Origin of the sequence: Idiomarina sp., assembly GCF_048260185.1 — a bacterium.
Classification (GTDB): Bacteria; Pseudomonadota; Gammaproteobacteria; order Enterobacterales; family Alteromonadaceae; genus Idiomarina.
Map to the genome: position 1 here is coordinate 1,122,348 of NZ_JBLXHB010000001.1, position 14,928 is coordinate 1,137,275.

General features: G+C 47.9%; 15 protein-coding genes. 4 read left to right on the forward strand and 11 right to left on the reverse strand.

The annotated features are described in order from the left end of the window. Positions 1 to 13: 13 nt before the first annotated feature. Genes ACN0RF_RS05500 through flhA form a run of 7 tightly spaced genes read right to left on the reverse strand, consistent with a single transcriptional unit; the run spans position 14 to position 8,509 of the window. Positions 14 to 2,164, reverse strand: a complete 2,151-nt coding sequence (locus ACN0RF_RS05500) for a chemotaxis protein CheW (protein WP_417438295.1) — start codon at positions 2,162 to 2,164, stop codon at positions 14 to 16. Positions 2,165 to 2,177: 13 nt separating this feature from the next. Further along, positions 2,178 to 2,927, reverse strand: a complete 750-nt coding sequence (locus tag ACN0RF_RS05505; protein ID WP_110012748.1) for a protein phosphatase CheZ — start codon at positions 2,925 to 2,927, stop codon at positions 2,178 to 2,180. 13 nt (positions 2,928 to 2,940) lie between these two features. Then, positions 2,941 to 3,324 (reverse strand): chemotaxis response regulator CheY, encoded by a 384-nt coding sequence (cheY, locus tag ACN0RF_RS05510; RefSeq protein ID WP_016341317.1) that lies wholly within the window; start codon positions 3,322 to 3,324, stop codon positions 2,941 to 2,943. Positions 3,325 to 3,361: 37 nt separating this feature from the next. Then, complete coding sequence (locus ACN0RF_RS05515; RefSeq protein ID WP_011234368.1) at positions 3,362 to 4,087, reverse strand: RNA polymerase sigma factor FliA; 726 nt, start codon at positions 4,085 to 4,087, stop codon at positions 3,362 to 3,364. Continuing rightward, complete coding sequence (locus ACN0RF_RS05520) at positions 4,080 to 4,952, reverse strand: MinD/ParA family protein (protein WP_011234369.1); 873 nt, start codon at positions 4,950 to 4,952, stop codon at positions 4,080 to 4,082. The genes ACN0RF_RS05515 and ACN0RF_RS05520 overlap by 8 nt, the downstream gene beginning before the upstream one ends. 56 nt (positions 4,953 to 5,008) lie before the next feature. After that, positions 5,009 to 6,343 (reverse strand): flagellar biosynthesis protein FlhF, encoded by a 1,335-nt coding sequence (flhF, locus tag ACN0RF_RS05525; RefSeq protein ID WP_417438297.1) that lies wholly within the window; start codon positions 6,341 to 6,343, stop codon positions 5,009 to 5,011. Between the two features lie 12 nt (positions 6,344 to 6,355). After that, positions 6,356 to 8,509 carry a flagellar biosynthesis protein FlhA gene (gene flhA / locus ACN0RF_RS05530; RefSeq protein WP_011234371.1) on the reverse strand — a complete coding sequence of 718 codons (2,154 nt, stop codon included), beginning with the start codon at positions 8,507 to 8,509 and terminating at the stop codon, positions 6,356 to 6,358. A 167-nt stretch (positions 8,510 to 8,676) separates the two neighbouring features. On the opposite strand from flhA, the gene ACN0RF_RS05535 reads away from it, so the two are divergent. The 4 genes from ACN0RF_RS05535 to ACN0RF_RS05550 are packed head-to-tail and all read left to right on the forward strand — an operon-like array spanning position 8,677 to position 10,119. Continuing rightward, positions 8,677 to 9,093, forward strand: coding sequence for a prepilin-type N-terminal cleavage/methylation domain-containing protein (locus ACN0RF_RS05535; RefSeq protein WP_417438298.1), 417 nt, complete (start codon positions 8,677 to 8,679; stop codon positions 9,091 to 9,093). Then, entirely contained in the window at positions 9,087 to 9,587 is a 501-nt protein-coding gene (locus ACN0RF_RS05540; protein WP_273024822.1) for a prepilin-type N-terminal cleavage/methylation domain-containing protein, read from the forward strand. The genes ACN0RF_RS05535 and ACN0RF_RS05540 overlap by 7 nt, the downstream gene beginning before the upstream one ends. A gap of 12 nt (positions 9,588 to 9,599) precedes the next feature. Next, positions 9,600 to 9,794 carry a Type II secretion pathway-like protein gene (locus ACN0RF_RS05545; RefSeq protein WP_273024821.1) on the forward strand — a complete coding sequence of 65 codons (195 nt, stop codon included), beginning with the start codon at positions 9,600 to 9,602 and terminating at the stop codon, positions 9,792 to 9,794. Beyond that, positions 9,775 to 10,119 (forward strand): PulJ/GspJ family protein, encoded by a 345-nt coding sequence (locus tag ACN0RF_RS05550; protein ID WP_273024820.1) that lies wholly within the window; start codon positions 9,775 to 9,777, stop codon positions 10,117 to 10,119. Before ACN0RF_RS05545 ends, ACN0RF_RS05550 begins: the two co-directional genes overlap by 20 nt. 5 nt (positions 10,120 to 10,124) lie before the next feature. On the opposite strand, the gene ispH is transcribed toward ACN0RF_RS05550, so the two are convergent. Genes ispH through ileS form a run of 4 tightly spaced genes read right to left on the reverse strand, consistent with a single transcriptional unit; the run spans position 10,125 to position 14,911 of the window. After that, entirely contained in the window at positions 10,125 to 11,069 is a 945-nt protein-coding gene (gene ispH, locus ACN0RF_RS05555) for a 4-hydroxy-3-methylbut-2-enyl diphosphate reductase (RefSeq protein WP_114981608.1), read from the reverse strand. Between the two features lie 36 nt (positions 11,070 to 11,105). Further along, positions 11,106 to 11,546 carry an FKBP-type peptidyl-prolyl cis-trans isomerase gene (fkpB, locus tag ACN0RF_RS05560; protein ID WP_034819709.1) on the reverse strand — a complete coding sequence of 147 codons (441 nt, stop codon included), beginning with the start codon at positions 11,544 to 11,546 and terminating at the stop codon, positions 11,106 to 11,108. A 10-nt stretch (positions 11,547 to 11,556) separates the two neighbouring features. Further along, positions 11,557 to 12,084: a signal peptidase II gene (gene lspA, locus ACN0RF_RS05565; protein ID WP_253619815.1), complete on the reverse strand. Its 528-nt coding sequence runs from the start codon at positions 12,082 to 12,084 to the stop codon at positions 11,557 to 11,559. Further along, complete coding sequence (ileS, locus tag ACN0RF_RS05570) at positions 12,077 to 14,911, reverse strand: isoleucine--tRNA ligase (protein ID WP_417438299.1); 2,835 nt, start codon at positions 14,909 to 14,911, stop codon at positions 12,077 to 12,079. The genes lspA and ileS overlap by 8 nt, the downstream gene beginning before the upstream one ends. Positions 14,912 to 14,928 lie beyond the last annotated feature (17 nt).

Consider the following 14,928-nt stretch of genomic DNA (forward strand, 5'->3'; position numbering starts at 1 on the left):
ACGGTTTATCCCGTTATCTTTTGGCGTAATACTTAAGCATGCTGGGCACATCAACTATCAGAGCAATACCACCATCGCTGGTAATTGTTGCTCCGGCCATTCCTGGCGTACCCTGCAGTAACTTATCTAAGGGTTTAATAACCACTTCTTCCTGACCAATCAGTGCGTTCACCACAAAGCCAACTTGTTGGTTACCAATTTGCACAACCACTACATGGCCTTGTTCTTTACGACTTGAACCATCATGGTTACGGACTAGCCATTTTTCCAGGAAGAACAACGGAATCGCCCGGTTACGTACAATGAGAGTCAACTGACCGTCTACGGTATTAGTGCGTTTCATATCCAGGTCGATAATTTCGCTGACAACAGCAAGCGGCAAAGCAAAAGTCTGATCTTTTACGGCGACCATTAGCGTCGGCAATATTGCCAGAGTCAGTGGCACTTTAATCAAGAGCTCAGTACCTTTACCTAACTCTGAATTAATTTTAACGCTACCGTTGAGCTGACTGATTTTGGTCTTAACCACATCCATGCCAACACCACGACCGGAAATATCCGAAACTTGTTCTTTGGTCGAGAAACCGGCGGCGAAAATCAAGTTATAAGCATCTTCATCGCTTAAACGTGCAGCGGAGTCTGCGTCCATAATGCCTTTCTTAACGGCAATGCCTCTCAGTTTTTCAGCGTCCATACCGGCACCATCGTCTTTAATCGACAGCATAATATGGTCGCCTTCCTGAGATGCCGACAAAGTAACGGTTCCTGAGCGCGACTTACCATTCGCTTCACGCTCATCCGGCATTTCGATACCATGGTCAACAGAGTTACGAACCAAATGCACCAAAGGATCGGCCAACGCCTCAACTAAGTTCTTATCTAAATCGGTTTCTTCACCGTACATCTCAAGATTAATTTCTTTCTTCAGGCTACGAGCCAGGTCACGGACAACCCGGGGGAAACGACCAAACACTTTCTTAATTGGCTGCATCCGGGTTTTCATCACTGCGCCCTGCAAGTCACCAGTGACAACATCCAGGTTTGAAATAGCTTTGCCCATTTCAGCACTGTCTGACTCGTCAGAATTACTCAGGCTCAACAGACGGTTTCTGACCAGTACCAGCTCGCCGACCATGTTCATAATTTCATCTAAGCGCTTGGTATCAACCCGCACAGTAGTTTCAACCGGAGCAGGCGCTGGTGCAGCTGGTTTTTTATCTACCGGCTGAGCCGCTGCTGGTTTCGCTTTAGGCTCTGATTTCGGCTCAGGCTTAGCTTCTGGCTTAGATGCTGGTTTTGCCGCAGGTTTTGGCTGCGCTTTGGGTTCAGGCTTTTTCGGCGCAGGCTCGTTAGCCGGCTTATCACCTTTCGGCGTCGGCGCTTTGCCACTGCCATGCAACTCGTCCAGCAAGGATTCAAATTCGTCGTCTGTTATTTCGTCGTCTTTTGCGGGCTCTTTCTGCTTTTCTTGTTTTTTCTCAGCACTTTGAGGCGCTTTGCCGCTCCCATGAAGTTCGTCCAGCAATGACTCAAATTCGTCATCTGAAATCTCATCACTGTCTTCATTTACCTTGGGTTTGGACGCCGCTGGCTTATCTTCTTTTCCGGGACCTTTGCCTTCACCGTGTAACTCATCCAGCAACGCTTCAAACTCATCGTCCTGAATTTCGTCAATGCTCTCGCTGCTGCTTTCTTCTGCTGCAGGTTCTGGTTCCGGATCTGTTTCCTCGGCGGGTTCGTCTTTTGGAACCTCTATAGGTTCTTCGTCCTCAGACTCTGGTTCACTTAACTTATGCAATAATTCCAGTAACTCTGGTGAAGCTGCTTCAGGCTCTTCTTTAGCGCGCACCTGCGCAAACTGAGTATTGATAGTATCCAAAGACTGAAGAATCACGTCCATCAAGTCGGAAGTGACAGTACGTTGACCATTACGCAGGGTATCGAATACGTTTTCCGCACCATGACAGGTATCAACCAGAGCTCCCAACGACAGGAATCCGGCGCCACCTTTAACCGTATGAAAGCCACGGAAAATAGCATTCAACAGGTCTTTGTTTTGCGGGTCATTTTCCAGTTCAACTAGCTGTTCAGACAGTTGTTCGAGGATCTCTCCAGCCTCGATCAAAAAATCCTGCAGAATGTCTTCGTCCATATCAAAGCTCATGCGACTGATGCTCCTAGAAACCTAAACTGGACAACAAATCGTCCACTTCGTCTTGTCCGCCAACCACGTCATCGCGTTGATCAGCATCGATAATTGGGCCTTCGGCATGGGCTGCATCTTTTTTAGGCGCAGGCCCTGCTTTTTCCGCGTTACGACGTTCTTCTTCTTTACCAAATATCTTCAGCAATTCAATCAGGTTCTTTTCAACGTCTTCGACCAATTGAATAACCCGACGAATAACTTGCCCGGTAATATCCTGAAAATCTTGCGCCATAAGCACTTCAGTCATTAACCCATGCACTTGAGGCATATTTTCACCACAGCGCTTAAGTACGTCATCGACCTCATGACATAAAGACTTGAATTCATTTAACTGAATATCGTTGCTCATTAACCGGTTCCAGGCCGGCATCACTTTCTCGACACGATTATGCATGTCGTCTGCAAGTGGCAGACAGGCTTCTACAGCATCCATGGTGCGATTCGCGGCGTCTTCAGTTTTTTCAATGACATATAGCAGTCGATTTTGCGCGTCCGGAAGATCATCCTGCGTCATTTGCACGATGCGAGGGTCAACCTGAAAGTCCTGGAGCGCTTCGTGGAGGTCTCTTGTTAACTGGCCTACAGAGGTAAACAACTTGTCATTACGACGGTTGTAAACATCTTCCAGTAATTGGTTAGCCTGCTGCTGTTTCCCGTCTTCCAGCAAGGCTACTAATTCCTTGGCTTGCTCCAGAGAAATATCATGGGCGTTATCAGACATAGTCGTTCGCCCTTTAGCTGATTCGTTCGAAAATCTTGTCGAGCTTTTCTTTCAACGTTACGGCTGTAAATGGTTTTACAATGTAACCATTTACTCCAGCTTGAGCTGCCATAATGATCTGCTCTCGTTTGGCTTCCGCCGTTACCATTAACACCGGTAAATGAGCCAGATTATCGTCTTTGCGAATTTCACGCAGCAAGTCGATTCCCTGCATACCCGGCATATTCCAGTCGGTTACGACAAAGTCGAAATCACCGTTCTGCAACATGGGCAATGCGGTATTACCGTCATCGGCTTCCTGTATATTGGTAAAGCCAAGATCACGAAGTAAGTTCTTAATGATTCGTCTCATTGTAGAGAAGTCGTCCACAACGAGAATTTTCATATTTTTATCCAAAGCACCCTCCACTGAGGCTCTCGATTACAACCAAAGTTTATTCAACCCAATTTTGCATTCGCGACTTCAGTCGCAACATTGCCTGACTGTGAATTTGACTGACTCGTGATTCACTCACGCTCAGCACTTCACCTATCTCTTTTAAATTCAATTCTTCGTCATAATACAACGAAAGCACCAAAGCTTCACGTTCTGGTAACGAAGATATTGTCGAAACCAACGCTTTATGAAACGCAGCATTCTCAACATCTTTTTGCGGTTCATAAGCTGAACCCGTTACCTGCTCTGGCATGATAGCATCTTCTGATACACCAAGATCTTCAATACCAACGATTCGTCCCGTGCTGACATCCCGCAAAATATGATGATATTCATCCATACCCATATTCAGCTTTGCGGCCACTTCCGTGTCTTTTGCATCGCGTCCGGTTTCATTTTCAACCTGACGAATGGCTTCCAGTACGCGTCGATGATTACGATGAACCGAGCGCGGAGCCCAGTCACCACGACGAATTTCGTCCAACATAGCACCACGAATACGAATGCCGGCAAAGGTTTCGAAACTGGCGCCTTTACTGTTATCAAAGTTACGCGCAGCTTCTAATAAGCCAATCATGCCTGCCTGGATCAAATCATCCACTTGCACACTGGCTGGAAGTCTAGCCATCATATGGTGTGCAATACGCTTAACCAGCCCGGTATGCTGTTCAATAATAGCATTTCGGTTGTCAGCAGTGGCGGCATAAACGGCAGCTTTATTCATTGGCAACATCCCGCTTACTCTCGTTATCGGCAGAAGTTATCAATTGTTCAAGAAAAAATTCTAAATGCCCGCCGGCTTGAGCCGGAACAGGCCAGTCAATGGCTTTCTTAGCCAAAGCTTTTATCGCTAAAGAAGCCGGCGATTTTGGGTAAGCCAGTACCATAGGTTGTTGTTTTCTAACGGCTAAACGCAAGTTGTCATCAAAAGGTATAATCGCGGCAAGCTCTAAAGCAACGTCTAAAAACCGATCGGTTACTTTAGTTAATTTATTGAACAATACTTGTCCGTCGCGCAGATTTCGTACCATATTGGCAACCACCTTGAATTTAAACAGGCCCTGCTCCCGGCTCAATACTTTTATCAGTGCATATGCATCAGTAATTGATGTGGGTTCATCACAAACCACTAATAAAACATCCTGTGATGCTCTGGCAAAGCTGACAACGGTATTACCAATACCCGCTGCAGTATCGACAATTAATACGTCATAGTTCCCCTGAAGCTGGCTGAAGGCTCTAATTAACCCGGCGTGTTCAGATTCGCTCAAGTCCACCATAGAGCGCGTTCCCGATGTTGCCGGAACAATTTTGATTCCCGCCGGGCCTTCAATCAGAATATCCTCTAACTCGCACTGCCCACTCAACACATGAGACAGGTTGCGCTCAACCCGCAGGCCTAACATAACATCGACGTTAGCCAGACCTAAGTCGGCATCCAGCACTAATACTCGTTTGCCCTGCTTTGCCATTGCGATAGCCATATTCAGCGACACGTTGGTTTTCCCAACGCCGCCTTTACCACCAGTTACCGCAATAACTTTTACTTTCGATTGTTTCATTCTTCGCAGACCGCTTGCTTGATCCATCGGGCGTATCTCTTTTCTGACTAGATTGATAACAGCTTCATATTATATTGACTCATTCAGCGAGAAAACGCCTCATTCCAGTACGATTTTGGCACGTCTGACACTGAGGAACAAATGCTTTTATCAAGCAGGCGCTCGGCCTCGGCAACCATAAAGTTCGCATCCGCTACCCGAATGTCTTCAGGCACTTGCTGGCCATTTGTTAAATAACCAACCGGTAAGCCATGTTCTATAGCTACGCTGATACTCTCACCTAAACTTAAGCATTCGTCCAACTTAGTGAAAATACAGCCAGACAAAGGCAGTGCTTTAAATTGCTTAACAGCATCCATCAGCACCTGGCTTTGTGATGTTGCAGACAACACCAGGTAAGGACGAATCCGCAATCGTGAATTCTGAATAAGCTGGCTTAACTGTTCGTTCAAACGCTTGTCGCGTTGACCCATGCCTGCCGTATCAATCAAAATAAGACTTTTTTGACGTAGCGCAAGTAATGCATCTGCCAGTTCCTGTGCATTTTTTGCCACTTTGACCGGACACCCTATGATACGACCATAGGTTTGTAATTGTTCACTGGCACCAATACGAAAGGTGTCGGTGGTAATTAAAGCCACTTTATCGGCACCATGGCGTTGCGCATAACGAGCGGCTAACTTCGCAATGGTCGTGGTTTTACCGACACCGGTAGGGCCGACTAACGCAACCGCTCCACCGCGCGTCAAAATGTCGTCAGAGGTCGTATTCAGCTGACCTTCTAATAAATGCAGAGTCTGTTCCCAGGCTTCATCATCTGATCCCCCTTCAGGAATAAAACAGGCAATCTGGTCGGCAACTCGCTCGCTCAAGCCCATATCCATTAAGCGGTTCATCAGCATAGAGCGGGTTGGTTCTTCACGATCCATTTCTTGTTTCATCAAGCCGCTTAACTGGTGTTCCAGCAACTGACGAATTCCATTGACCTGAGAGCGAAGTTCAGCAATGGCCTGGGAGTCGTCTGCTGCCGGTGCGTTTACTTGTTCAGGAAAAATATCGTCGCTGAGTTGAGAAGCGTTAAATTCTTGTGGCTCGGCTTTCGGTTCTGGCCGTTTTGACGCTTCAGTAACCGCTTGCGCAGCGGTGCGTTGTGCGGGCTGTTCAGCCTGAGCCTGACGTTGCAACAACTCTTGCAAAGACTCAGCCGGTACTTCCGGTGTCTTTGACGCAGCCGGCTCATTCGGCGCTTGTTCAGCCAATGGCTGTGACTGTTGCGCATCAGGGTCAATGGCTGCAACCAGCTCAATACCACCGTTTACTTTCTTATTGGACAGGATAATCGCATCCGGACCTAAGGTTTCTTTAACCTGTTGCAATCCACGGCGCATATCTTCGGCAAAAAAGCGTTTAATCTTCACAAGCGACTCCCGTTACTCTTGTGTGGCGGTTTGTTCACCACCGTTTTGTTGTCCACCAATTGAGCTGACAATGCGAATTTGTTTATCATCCGGTACTTCCTGATAGGACAACACGCGCATACCATCGGTAGCGTGACGCGCAAAACGCGCCATGGTTGACCGTAAAAGCCCTGAGGTCAGCAGTACTGAAGGTTCCCCGTTCATTTCCTGCTGCTGATGCACTTCGCGTAATGACTGTTGCAGGCGTTCGGCCAAACCAGGTTCGATTCCGGCGCCTTGCTGATTTCCGTCATTACCAGCCATTTGCAGTGACTGATGCAACATCTGTTCCAACTCTGGTGCCAAAGTTATGACGGGCAATTCCGCCGCCCCTTCAGCAATGTCCTGAACAATTAACCGGCGCAGTGAAATTCTGACTGCAGCCGTCAGTACTTCTGGGTCCTGGCTACGTCCTGCATACTCAACCAAAGTTTGTACAATGGTGCGCATATCCCGAATCGCGATGCCTTCGTCCAGTAAGTTCTGCAGTACTTTCACAAAGTTGCCCAGTGACAATAGATCCGGAATCAGCCCCTCAACCAGCTTAGGATGAGTACGCCCCAGACGATCCAGCAATTCTTGTGCTTCTTCGTGGCCCAGCAGCTGAGATGCATGGTTGGTTACAATCTGACTTAAGTGAGTAGCGACTACAGTTGCAGCGTCAACCACGGTATAACCCAGAGTTTGAGCGTGCTCGCGTTGCTCAGGACGGATCCAGACAGCATCCAGGCCAAAGGCCGGATCTTTTGTCTTCTCACCGTCCAGCTCACCGAATACCTGACCCGGGTTAATCGCCATCTCCCAGTCATGACGAATTTCAGCTTCACCCATGGTCACACCCATAAGAGTAATGCGGTAACTGTTGGGGCCTAAATCGAGGTTGTCCCGAATATGTACGGCCGGAACAAGAAAACCAAACTCTTGAGATTGCTTCTTACGTACACCTTTAATGCGTGACAGCAATTCACCGCCCTGCTGCTTATCCACCAAAGGAATTAAGCGATAACCAACTTCCAGACCTATAGTGTCAACGTGGCGTACGTCATCCCAGCTGAGCTCTTTTTGTTGCGCCTGCTGAACTTGCTGCTCCTGTTCTTTTTCAACCAGTTCGCCTTCTTCAGTCTTGGTTTTCTTAAGTTTAAAGTAAGCCGCGCCGGCTAACACCGCAGACATGCTTAAAAAGGCAAAATGCGGCATACCGGGAATAACCCCCATGGCAAACAATACCGCGCTGGTAATGACCAAAACCTTAGGGTTATCGAGCAATTGCAGAACAACTGCATCGCCCATGTCCTGGCTGTTATTTTCACGAGTAATGATAATGGCTGTCGCAACTGACAGTAACAATGACGGAATTTGTGCTACCAGGCCATCACCAATGGTTAACAGCGTATAAACTTCCACTGCCTCATTGAAGGTCAGACCGTACTGGATCATACCAATGAGCAGACCGCCGATAATGTTAATAAAGAGAATAAGGATACCGGCTATGGCATCCCCTTTTACGAACTTACTGGCACCATCCATGGAGCCGTAGAAGTCAGCCTCACGGGTTACATCGCTGCGTCGTGCTTTGGCTTCTTCCTGGTTAATTAGGCCCGCGTTAAGGTCAGCGTCAATGGCCATTTGTTTACCAGGCATAGCGTCAAGGGTGAAGCGAGCGGTTACTTCTGAAATACGGCCGGCACCTTTGGTGATAACCACAAAGTTGATAATAACCAGGATGGCGAACACCACCAGGCCGACAGTGTAGTTACCACCTATGACCACGCTACCAAAAGCTTCAATAACAGAGCCTGCAGCACCTGGCCCGTTATGCCCTTCTAATAAAACAATACGCGTAGAGGCAACGTTAAGGCTTAAGCGTAGTACCGTAGCAATAAGCAAAACGGTAGGAAAAGCGGCGAAATCCAGCGGACGTTGGGTATAAACCGCCACCAGCATAACTACCAGTGACAAAGTAATTGAAAATGAAAAGAGAACATCCAGCACCACAGCCGGAATTGGCAAAACAATCATCGCCAGAATGGCCATAATGGCCAACGGCGTTCCAAAACCTTTGATCAGATGCGCATTGTTCTGCGTGAAATTTCTAAAATTTACTAACTTTTCGGCACCGCCCGCCATACGTCTTCCTGTTGCGTCAAAAAGTTGAACCTGCAGTATTTTATTCAAGAATCGAGCCAGCTTTCGTTTTATTCGGAGGTTATCTTACATTCGTTTCAGTTGGGGCTTACAGACAAAGCTTAAACAGCTTCTATACTCGTTGCTCTTCTTCAAAATAATGTGTTTTTATGCGCGGTTACTCTCTTATGGAATTGGTCGTGGCATTGGCTGTCAGTGCGGTGCTTGGTGCTTCTGCCCTGCCAATATTTACTCAACAGACAGAGTCTTTGTTGCTTCAAAAAGAGGCCAGCCGCTGGCTGTCTTATTTGCAGCTGGTAAAAGCCAGGTCCATAGCAAATAAGGGATCTATCGAAGTTGACTTAGTTACATTTAACCGTGACTCGCAAACCTCAGGCATTCAAACCGAATACACTTACAGTTCTTCCGCGTCGCTTACTTTTCTTGGAGAGTCAGCTGCCGCGACACCCGGACATATCAAACTAATAGGTAAAAGCCGACAAATAAAAGTCATCATCAGCAGTGTCGCTCGTATTCGTTTGTGCTTAAGTGAAGGTGACTCACTTCCGGGAATCCCCCCATGTTAATAGTTTCTGAGCGCGGCAGTAGTTTAGTAGAAGTTCTTATAGCTTCGGCTATTGGCGCGATAGTTGTTCTGGCAGCACAGCAGCAAATGCAATGGCAAACAGGAGTGCAACACCGTAAGCTAATGCGGGTCAATTTACTATTAAGTGCTCAGTCAGTCGCAAATCAGTTTTTTGAAACCTTAAAAAATACCGCCGCAACGCAAATTTCAAACCCTCAGAGCAATTGCTATTTATTTCCTCAAAAAAATGGAGGCTCGGTCGGCTTCAGGGTCAGGAATGAGCAGCTACAGCATAACTCGATGACTCTCGATTGCGCCGGGTATGGCTGGCAATCCCTAACCGATAAGTCTCAATTCAAAGTCACGCAATTTACTGCTGACTCTTACGCTCCGGAATCTGGTAGTGGGTTATCAAAACTCGTTGTAACTTTTACCGTTACTCACAATGCTCAGGCACATGTTTTCAAACGAACAATCACTCCTCTGGTTAACTGAATGGAGCTTACTATGAACGCGAAAGGATTCGCTCTGATACTCACCTTAGTAACACTTATAAGTTTAAGCTCGGCCAGTTTAGCTGCACTGCTTTTCTACGCGCAAATGACAGAAGCTCAGCAACATCATCAATGGCTACAGCTTTCTCAACAACTTCAGCAAGATTTCGAAGCAGAGCGCAGGGCTTATGAACTGGCACAAGAATAAAGGCTTTTCTCTGGTTGAAGTGTTGGTCGGAGCTGCACTAGTAGCTCTTTGGTCCGTCAGTAGCCTGCGGCTTTTACAGGTTGGATTATCGGCGATTGACCATGCCCACACAAAAGCGAAGGCTGTGGAGGTTTTGATGACTTATTTAAGTGAGGCTCAACAAACGTGGACTCAAGGCAATAATCCAAAACTATCAAAGGAAACAGGGCAGCTTCATTTAACAGCAGAGTTAACCCCTATAGATCAGTTCAACGCGACCATCGAGGTAACAGTTTACTGGGGAAACGACAACGAGCTCGCCCAGACATTCTGGCTTTCCCGATAACCAGTTTAACCTACCGGGTGCGGCCTTAGCTCTGGTGGAATTGAAAAGGTAATATTCTCTTCGCGCCCGCTTAGTTCTACTGCGGTTTTACCGCCCCATTCCTGTAGCTTAGCAATCACTTCTTTGACCAGAACTTCAGGTGCAGAAGCGCCAGCGGTGACTGCGACCTTCTCATGCCCTTCTAACCAGGCTTTATCAATACAGCTGGCGTCATCAATTAGGTATGCCGGGGTTCCCATTTTCTCGGAAAGCTCGCGTAAGCGGTTTGAGTTTGAGCTGTTGCGCGCGCCCACCACCAACATGACATCAGCGTCGCTGGCTAATTCGCGTACCGCATCCTGACGGTTTTGAGTGGCATAGCATATATCGTCTTTGCGTGGCCCGTTTATCTCTGGGAACTTTTGACGCAAGGCATCTATTACGTCGGCCGTGTCATCAACCGATAAGGTGGTCTGGCTCATGTAATGCAGGTTACCGGGATCTTTCACTTCCAGCTTGGCAACATCTTCCGGCGACTCCACCAAATAAATGCCACCCTCAGAATTATTATATTGGCCCATAGTCCCTTCAACCTCAGGGTGTCCTGCGTGACCAATTAAAATGCATTCATGCCCTTTACGGCTAGCACGGGTAACTTCCATATGGACTTTAGTCACCAATGGGCAAGTCGCGTCAAATACTCGCAAGCCGCGATCTTTGGCTTCTTGTCTTACCGCCTGAGAAACGCCATGGGCGCTAAAAATAACAATTTGGTCGTCTGGTACTTCGTGCAATTCTTCAACAAAGACCGCACCGGCCTCGCGCAGTTTACTGACAACATATTTGTTGTGAACCACTTCGTGACGCACGTAAATTGGCGGCTCAAATATTTCCAAAGCCCGCTCAACAATAGTTATAGCGCGATCAACTCCGGCACAAAAACCTCGTGGGTTCGCTAACAAAATTTGCATCAGTTCCTCCTGCGTTCAGCCCGGTTCATTAACCCATTATGGCTCAACGCTAATAATCTCTACTTCAAAAATCACCGTTTGTCCGGCCAACGGGTGATTAAAATCGATGGTGACTGTTGGACCTTCAACCTTACGAACAATTCCCGGTAAATCGGTACCATCCGGTTGAGTAAAAGCCAAAATGGCTCCAACTTCCGGTTTGGTTTCATCGTTAAATTTTGCCGAATCAACATAATAATAGTTGTCCGGGTTCGGTTCACCAAAGGCGTCTTTAGGCTCCAAAGTGAACTCACGCTCGGCACCTTCGCGCAACCCTACCAGACACGCTTCAAAGTTTTCGGTCAGGTTGCCATCACCCATCCGGAACCTGGCTGGCTTACCTGACATTTTTGTGCTGTCTGCAACCGAGCCATCGGCCAGTTTAATGGTGAAGTGCATAACCACTTCCCGTCCGTGCTCTATAGGTAAACGACTCAAATGAGACTCCTTACTGCCCGTGACCGTTCTCGGCTTTGTCCCGGCGGTTATCAAAAAAGGCTTCCAACAACATGAGTGCGGCACCAATAGTAATGGCCATGTCGGCTACGTTAAAGGCAGGCCAGTGCCACCCCTGATAATGAACATCAAAAAAGTCGATGACATAACCATACATTAAACGGTCAGCTACATTACCAATAGCCCCGGCCATAATCAGGGAAAAAGCTAAATTCTGGCGCCATAAACCCACTGGGTTGCGGCGCATCCAAATTAGCAGCACCACACTGATAGCAATAGCAATGGCGGTAAAGAACCAACGTTGCCAACCGCCACCGTCACTTAAAAAGCTAAAGGCCGCACCGTAATTGTGTACATAAGTTAAGTTGAATAGCCCGTCAATTAAAACTCGGCTTTCATAAAGCTCAAACTCACCAGCCACCCAAATTTTAGTAATTTGATCAATAACCACCAGCAACAAGGTCAGCCACAAAAAACGCAGCCCGGTCGCACGGTTAGTCTGGTTAGAAAAATCAGGCAAAACGACGCTCCTCACCTTCACCTTCAATATTGGTTACGCAGCGCTGGCATAAATCAGGGTGGCTCTCTAACGTCCCCACCTCTTCACGATGATGCCAGCAACGCTCGCACTTCTTGTATTCAGATTTTGTCACACTAACGGCCAAAGCCATTTTTTCCGCTTTAACTGCGTCAGCAGGAGCATCACTAATGGAGGCAACTTGCGCTTCCGATGTCAGCAGTGCAAAACGCAACTCTTCGCCTAAGCGATTCAAAGCTGTCGCCAGTTTATCATCGGCGTACAATGTGACTTCGGCCTGTAACGAACCACCAATAACATCGTCGCGGCGTGACTGTTCCAGCGCCTGGTTAACAACATCACGAATTTCCAGTAACTGCATCCAGAACTCGTTTTCAGCGTCTTTAACACCAGAAAACTCATCAAAACCCTGATACCAGCTTTCAGTAAAGACATACTGGCTGCGTTCGGTTGGCAACAAGTCCCAGATTTCCTGAGCGGTAAAACTGCAAATTGGTGCCATCCAGCGCACTAAAGCCTCGGCAATATGATACAGCGCCGTCTGGCACGAACGCCGCGCTAAACCTTCCGATTTTGCGGTGTACTGGCGGTCTTTAATAATATCCAGATAAAAGCTGCCCAGTTCGATGGAGCAGAAATGCATGAGTTTTTGCACCACACTGTGGAACTGGTAGTTATTGTAGGCTTCCAGCAATTCATTTTGTAAGTCTGCCGCCCGCCCGACAATCCAGCGATCCAGTTCAACCATATCTTCCTTGGCAACCAAATCCTGCTTAGGGTCAAAGCCGCTTAAGTTCGCCAGCAAAAAGCGCGAGGTATTACGAATACGACGATACGCATCAGCTGAACGCTTAAGGATTTCATCAGAAACCGTCATTTCGCCAGAATAGTCTGCCGAGGCGACCCATAAGCGCAGAATGTCACCGCCCAGCTTATTCATCACGTCCTGCGGAGCAACCACGTTACCAATAGACTTCGACATCTTCCGGCCCTGGGCATCCACAGTAAAACCGTGCGTTAATACCTGGTGATACGGCGCTTCCTCATACATTGCAACCCCAGTAACCAGCGAGCTCTGGAACCAGCCGCGATGCTGATCCGAGCCTTCAAGGTATAAATCTGCAGGCCAGCGTAAACCGTCAAACTCACGCAATACACAATGGTGCGTCACACCAGAATCAAACCAGACATCTAAAGTGTCGGTAACTTTGCGGTACTTGTCAGCTTCTTCACCCAGCAGCGTTTCAGGTTCTAAGTCGAACCAGGCCTGAACGCCTTCTTTTTCAATCAGCTGAGCGACTTTTTCCATCAGCTCCAGTGTATTTGGGTGGAGTTCATCAGTTTCGCGATTGACGAAAATGGCAATGGGGTTACCCCAGGTACGCTGACGAGAAATACACCAGTCAGGGCGCCCTTCTACCATCGACTCTATGCGGCTTTGCCCCCACTCAGGGAACCATCCCACTTTCTTAATTTGCTCTAACGCGCCTGCGCGCAAACCTTTCTTGTCCATGCTGATAAACCACTGCGGCGTCGCACGGAAAATAATGGGCGTTTTATGGCGCCAGCAATGCGGGTACGAGTGACGGTAGCTTTCGGCATGCATCAAGTTGCCCACTTCGCGTAGCTTATCAACAATAGGTTCGTTCGCTTTAAACACATGCTGTCCGGCGAACAGTGGCGTATCGTCTTTGTACACGCCGTTATCACCCACCGGGTTGTAAACTTCAATCCCGTATTTCTGACCCACTAAGAAGTCGTCAACACCATGGCCCGGCGCCGTATGCACACAACCGGTACCACTTTCGGTAGTTACGTGATCACCTAAAATAACCGGAACTTGCAGTTCAAACAACGGATGCTGCAATTGCAGGCCTTCCAAATCTTTACCTTTGCAGAAACCCAGCTTGTGGTAGTGAGTGATGTTCCAGCGCTCCATGCAGTCATTAACCAGATCATCGGCTAAAATCACACGCTCGGCAGGTTGATCATCGCTGGCTTCAACTTGTACTAGAGTATACTCGAGTCCTTCGGCCAGAGTCACCGCACGGTTAGCAGGAATGGTCCACGGCGTGGTGGTCCAGATAACCATGCTGACATTACCTTCACCCACATGCCCTTCCGGCGTGCTAAAACGGTCAACCGTTTCAGCCGTAGCTGCAACCGGCATACGCACATCAATAGCAGGCGAGTTTTTATCCTGATATTCAACTTCCGCTTCCGCCAGCGCGGAGCCACAGTCTGTACACCAGTGAACCGGTTTAAAGCCCTGATGCATATGACCATTATCGATAATTTTTGCCAGCGCCCGAACGCTGTCAGCTTCCTGCTTAAAGTTCATAGTCAGGTAGGGGTTGTCCCAGTCGCCAAGCACGCCCAGACGTTTAAAGTCGGTGCGTTGCTGGTCAATTTGGGTCATAGCGTATTCACGACACTTTTCGCGGAACTCAGCCAGGTTCAGTTTTTTACCCGGCTTGCCGTGTTTTTTCTCTACCTGCAGTTCAATTGGCAGGCCGTGACAGTCCCAGCCCGGTACGTAAGGCGCGTCGAAGTCGCTTAAGGTTTTTGCCTTAACAATAACGTCTTTTAAAATTTTATTTACGGCGTGACCAATGTGAATTTGCCCGTTCGCATACGGAGGGCCGTCGTGCAGAATAAATTTTGGCTTGCCTGCTTTGGCTTCACGAATTTGACCGTACAGGTCAGTTTCATACCACTGCTCCAGCATCTTTGGCTCGCGCTGAGCCAGGTTACCGCGCATTGGAAATGCTGTTTCTGGCAAGTTTAAGGTGTGTTTGTAATCACTCATGGGTCACTGTTTCCATT

Excerpts from the sequence above, each read along its gene's own strand:
- ACN0RF_RS05515 (WP_011234368.1), bottom strand. The coding sequence starts at position 4,087 with ATGAATAAAGCTGCCGTTTATGCCGCCACTGCTGACAACCGAAATGCT.
- ACN0RF_RS05505 (WP_110012748.1), bottom strand. The coding sequence starts at position 2,927 with ATGTCTGATAACGCCCATGATATTTCTCTGGAGCAAGCCAAGGAATTA.
- flhA (WP_011234371.1), bottom strand. The coding sequence starts at position 8,509 with ATGGCGGGCGGTGCCGAAAAGTTAGTAAATTTTAGAAATTTCACGCAG.
- ACN0RF_RS05520 (WP_011234369.1), bottom strand. The coding sequence starts at position 4,952 with ATGGATCAAGCAAGCGGTCTGCGAAGAATGAAACAATCGAAAGTAAAA.
- ACN0RF_RS05500 (WP_417438295.1), bottom strand. The coding sequence starts at position 2,164 with ATGAGCTTTGATATGGACGAAGACATTCTGCAGGATTTTTTGATCGAG.
- ACN0RF_RS05550 (WP_273024820.1), top strand. The coding sequence starts at position 9,775 with ATGAACTGGCACAAGAATAAAGGCTTTTCTCTGGTTGAAGTGTTGGTC.
- ACN0RF_RS05545 (WP_273024821.1), top strand. The coding sequence starts at position 9,600 with ATGAACGCGAAAGGATTCGCTCTGATACTCACCTTAGTAACACTTATA.
- ACN0RF_RS05535 (WP_417438298.1), top strand. The coding sequence starts at position 8,677 with ATGCGCGGTTACTCTCTTATGGAATTGGTCGTGGCATTGGCTGTCAGT.
- ileS (WP_417438299.1), bottom strand. The coding sequence starts at position 14,911 with ATGAGTGATTACAAACACACCTTAAACTTGCCAGAAACAGCATTTCCA.
- ispH (WP_114981608.1), bottom strand. The coding sequence starts at position 11,069 with ATGCAAATTTTGTTAGCGAACCCACGAGGTTTTTGTGCCGGAGTTGAT.
- ACN0RF_RS05540 (WP_273024822.1), top strand. The coding sequence starts at position 9,087 with ATGTTAATAGTTTCTGAGCGCGGCAGTAGTTTAGTAGAAGTTCTTATA.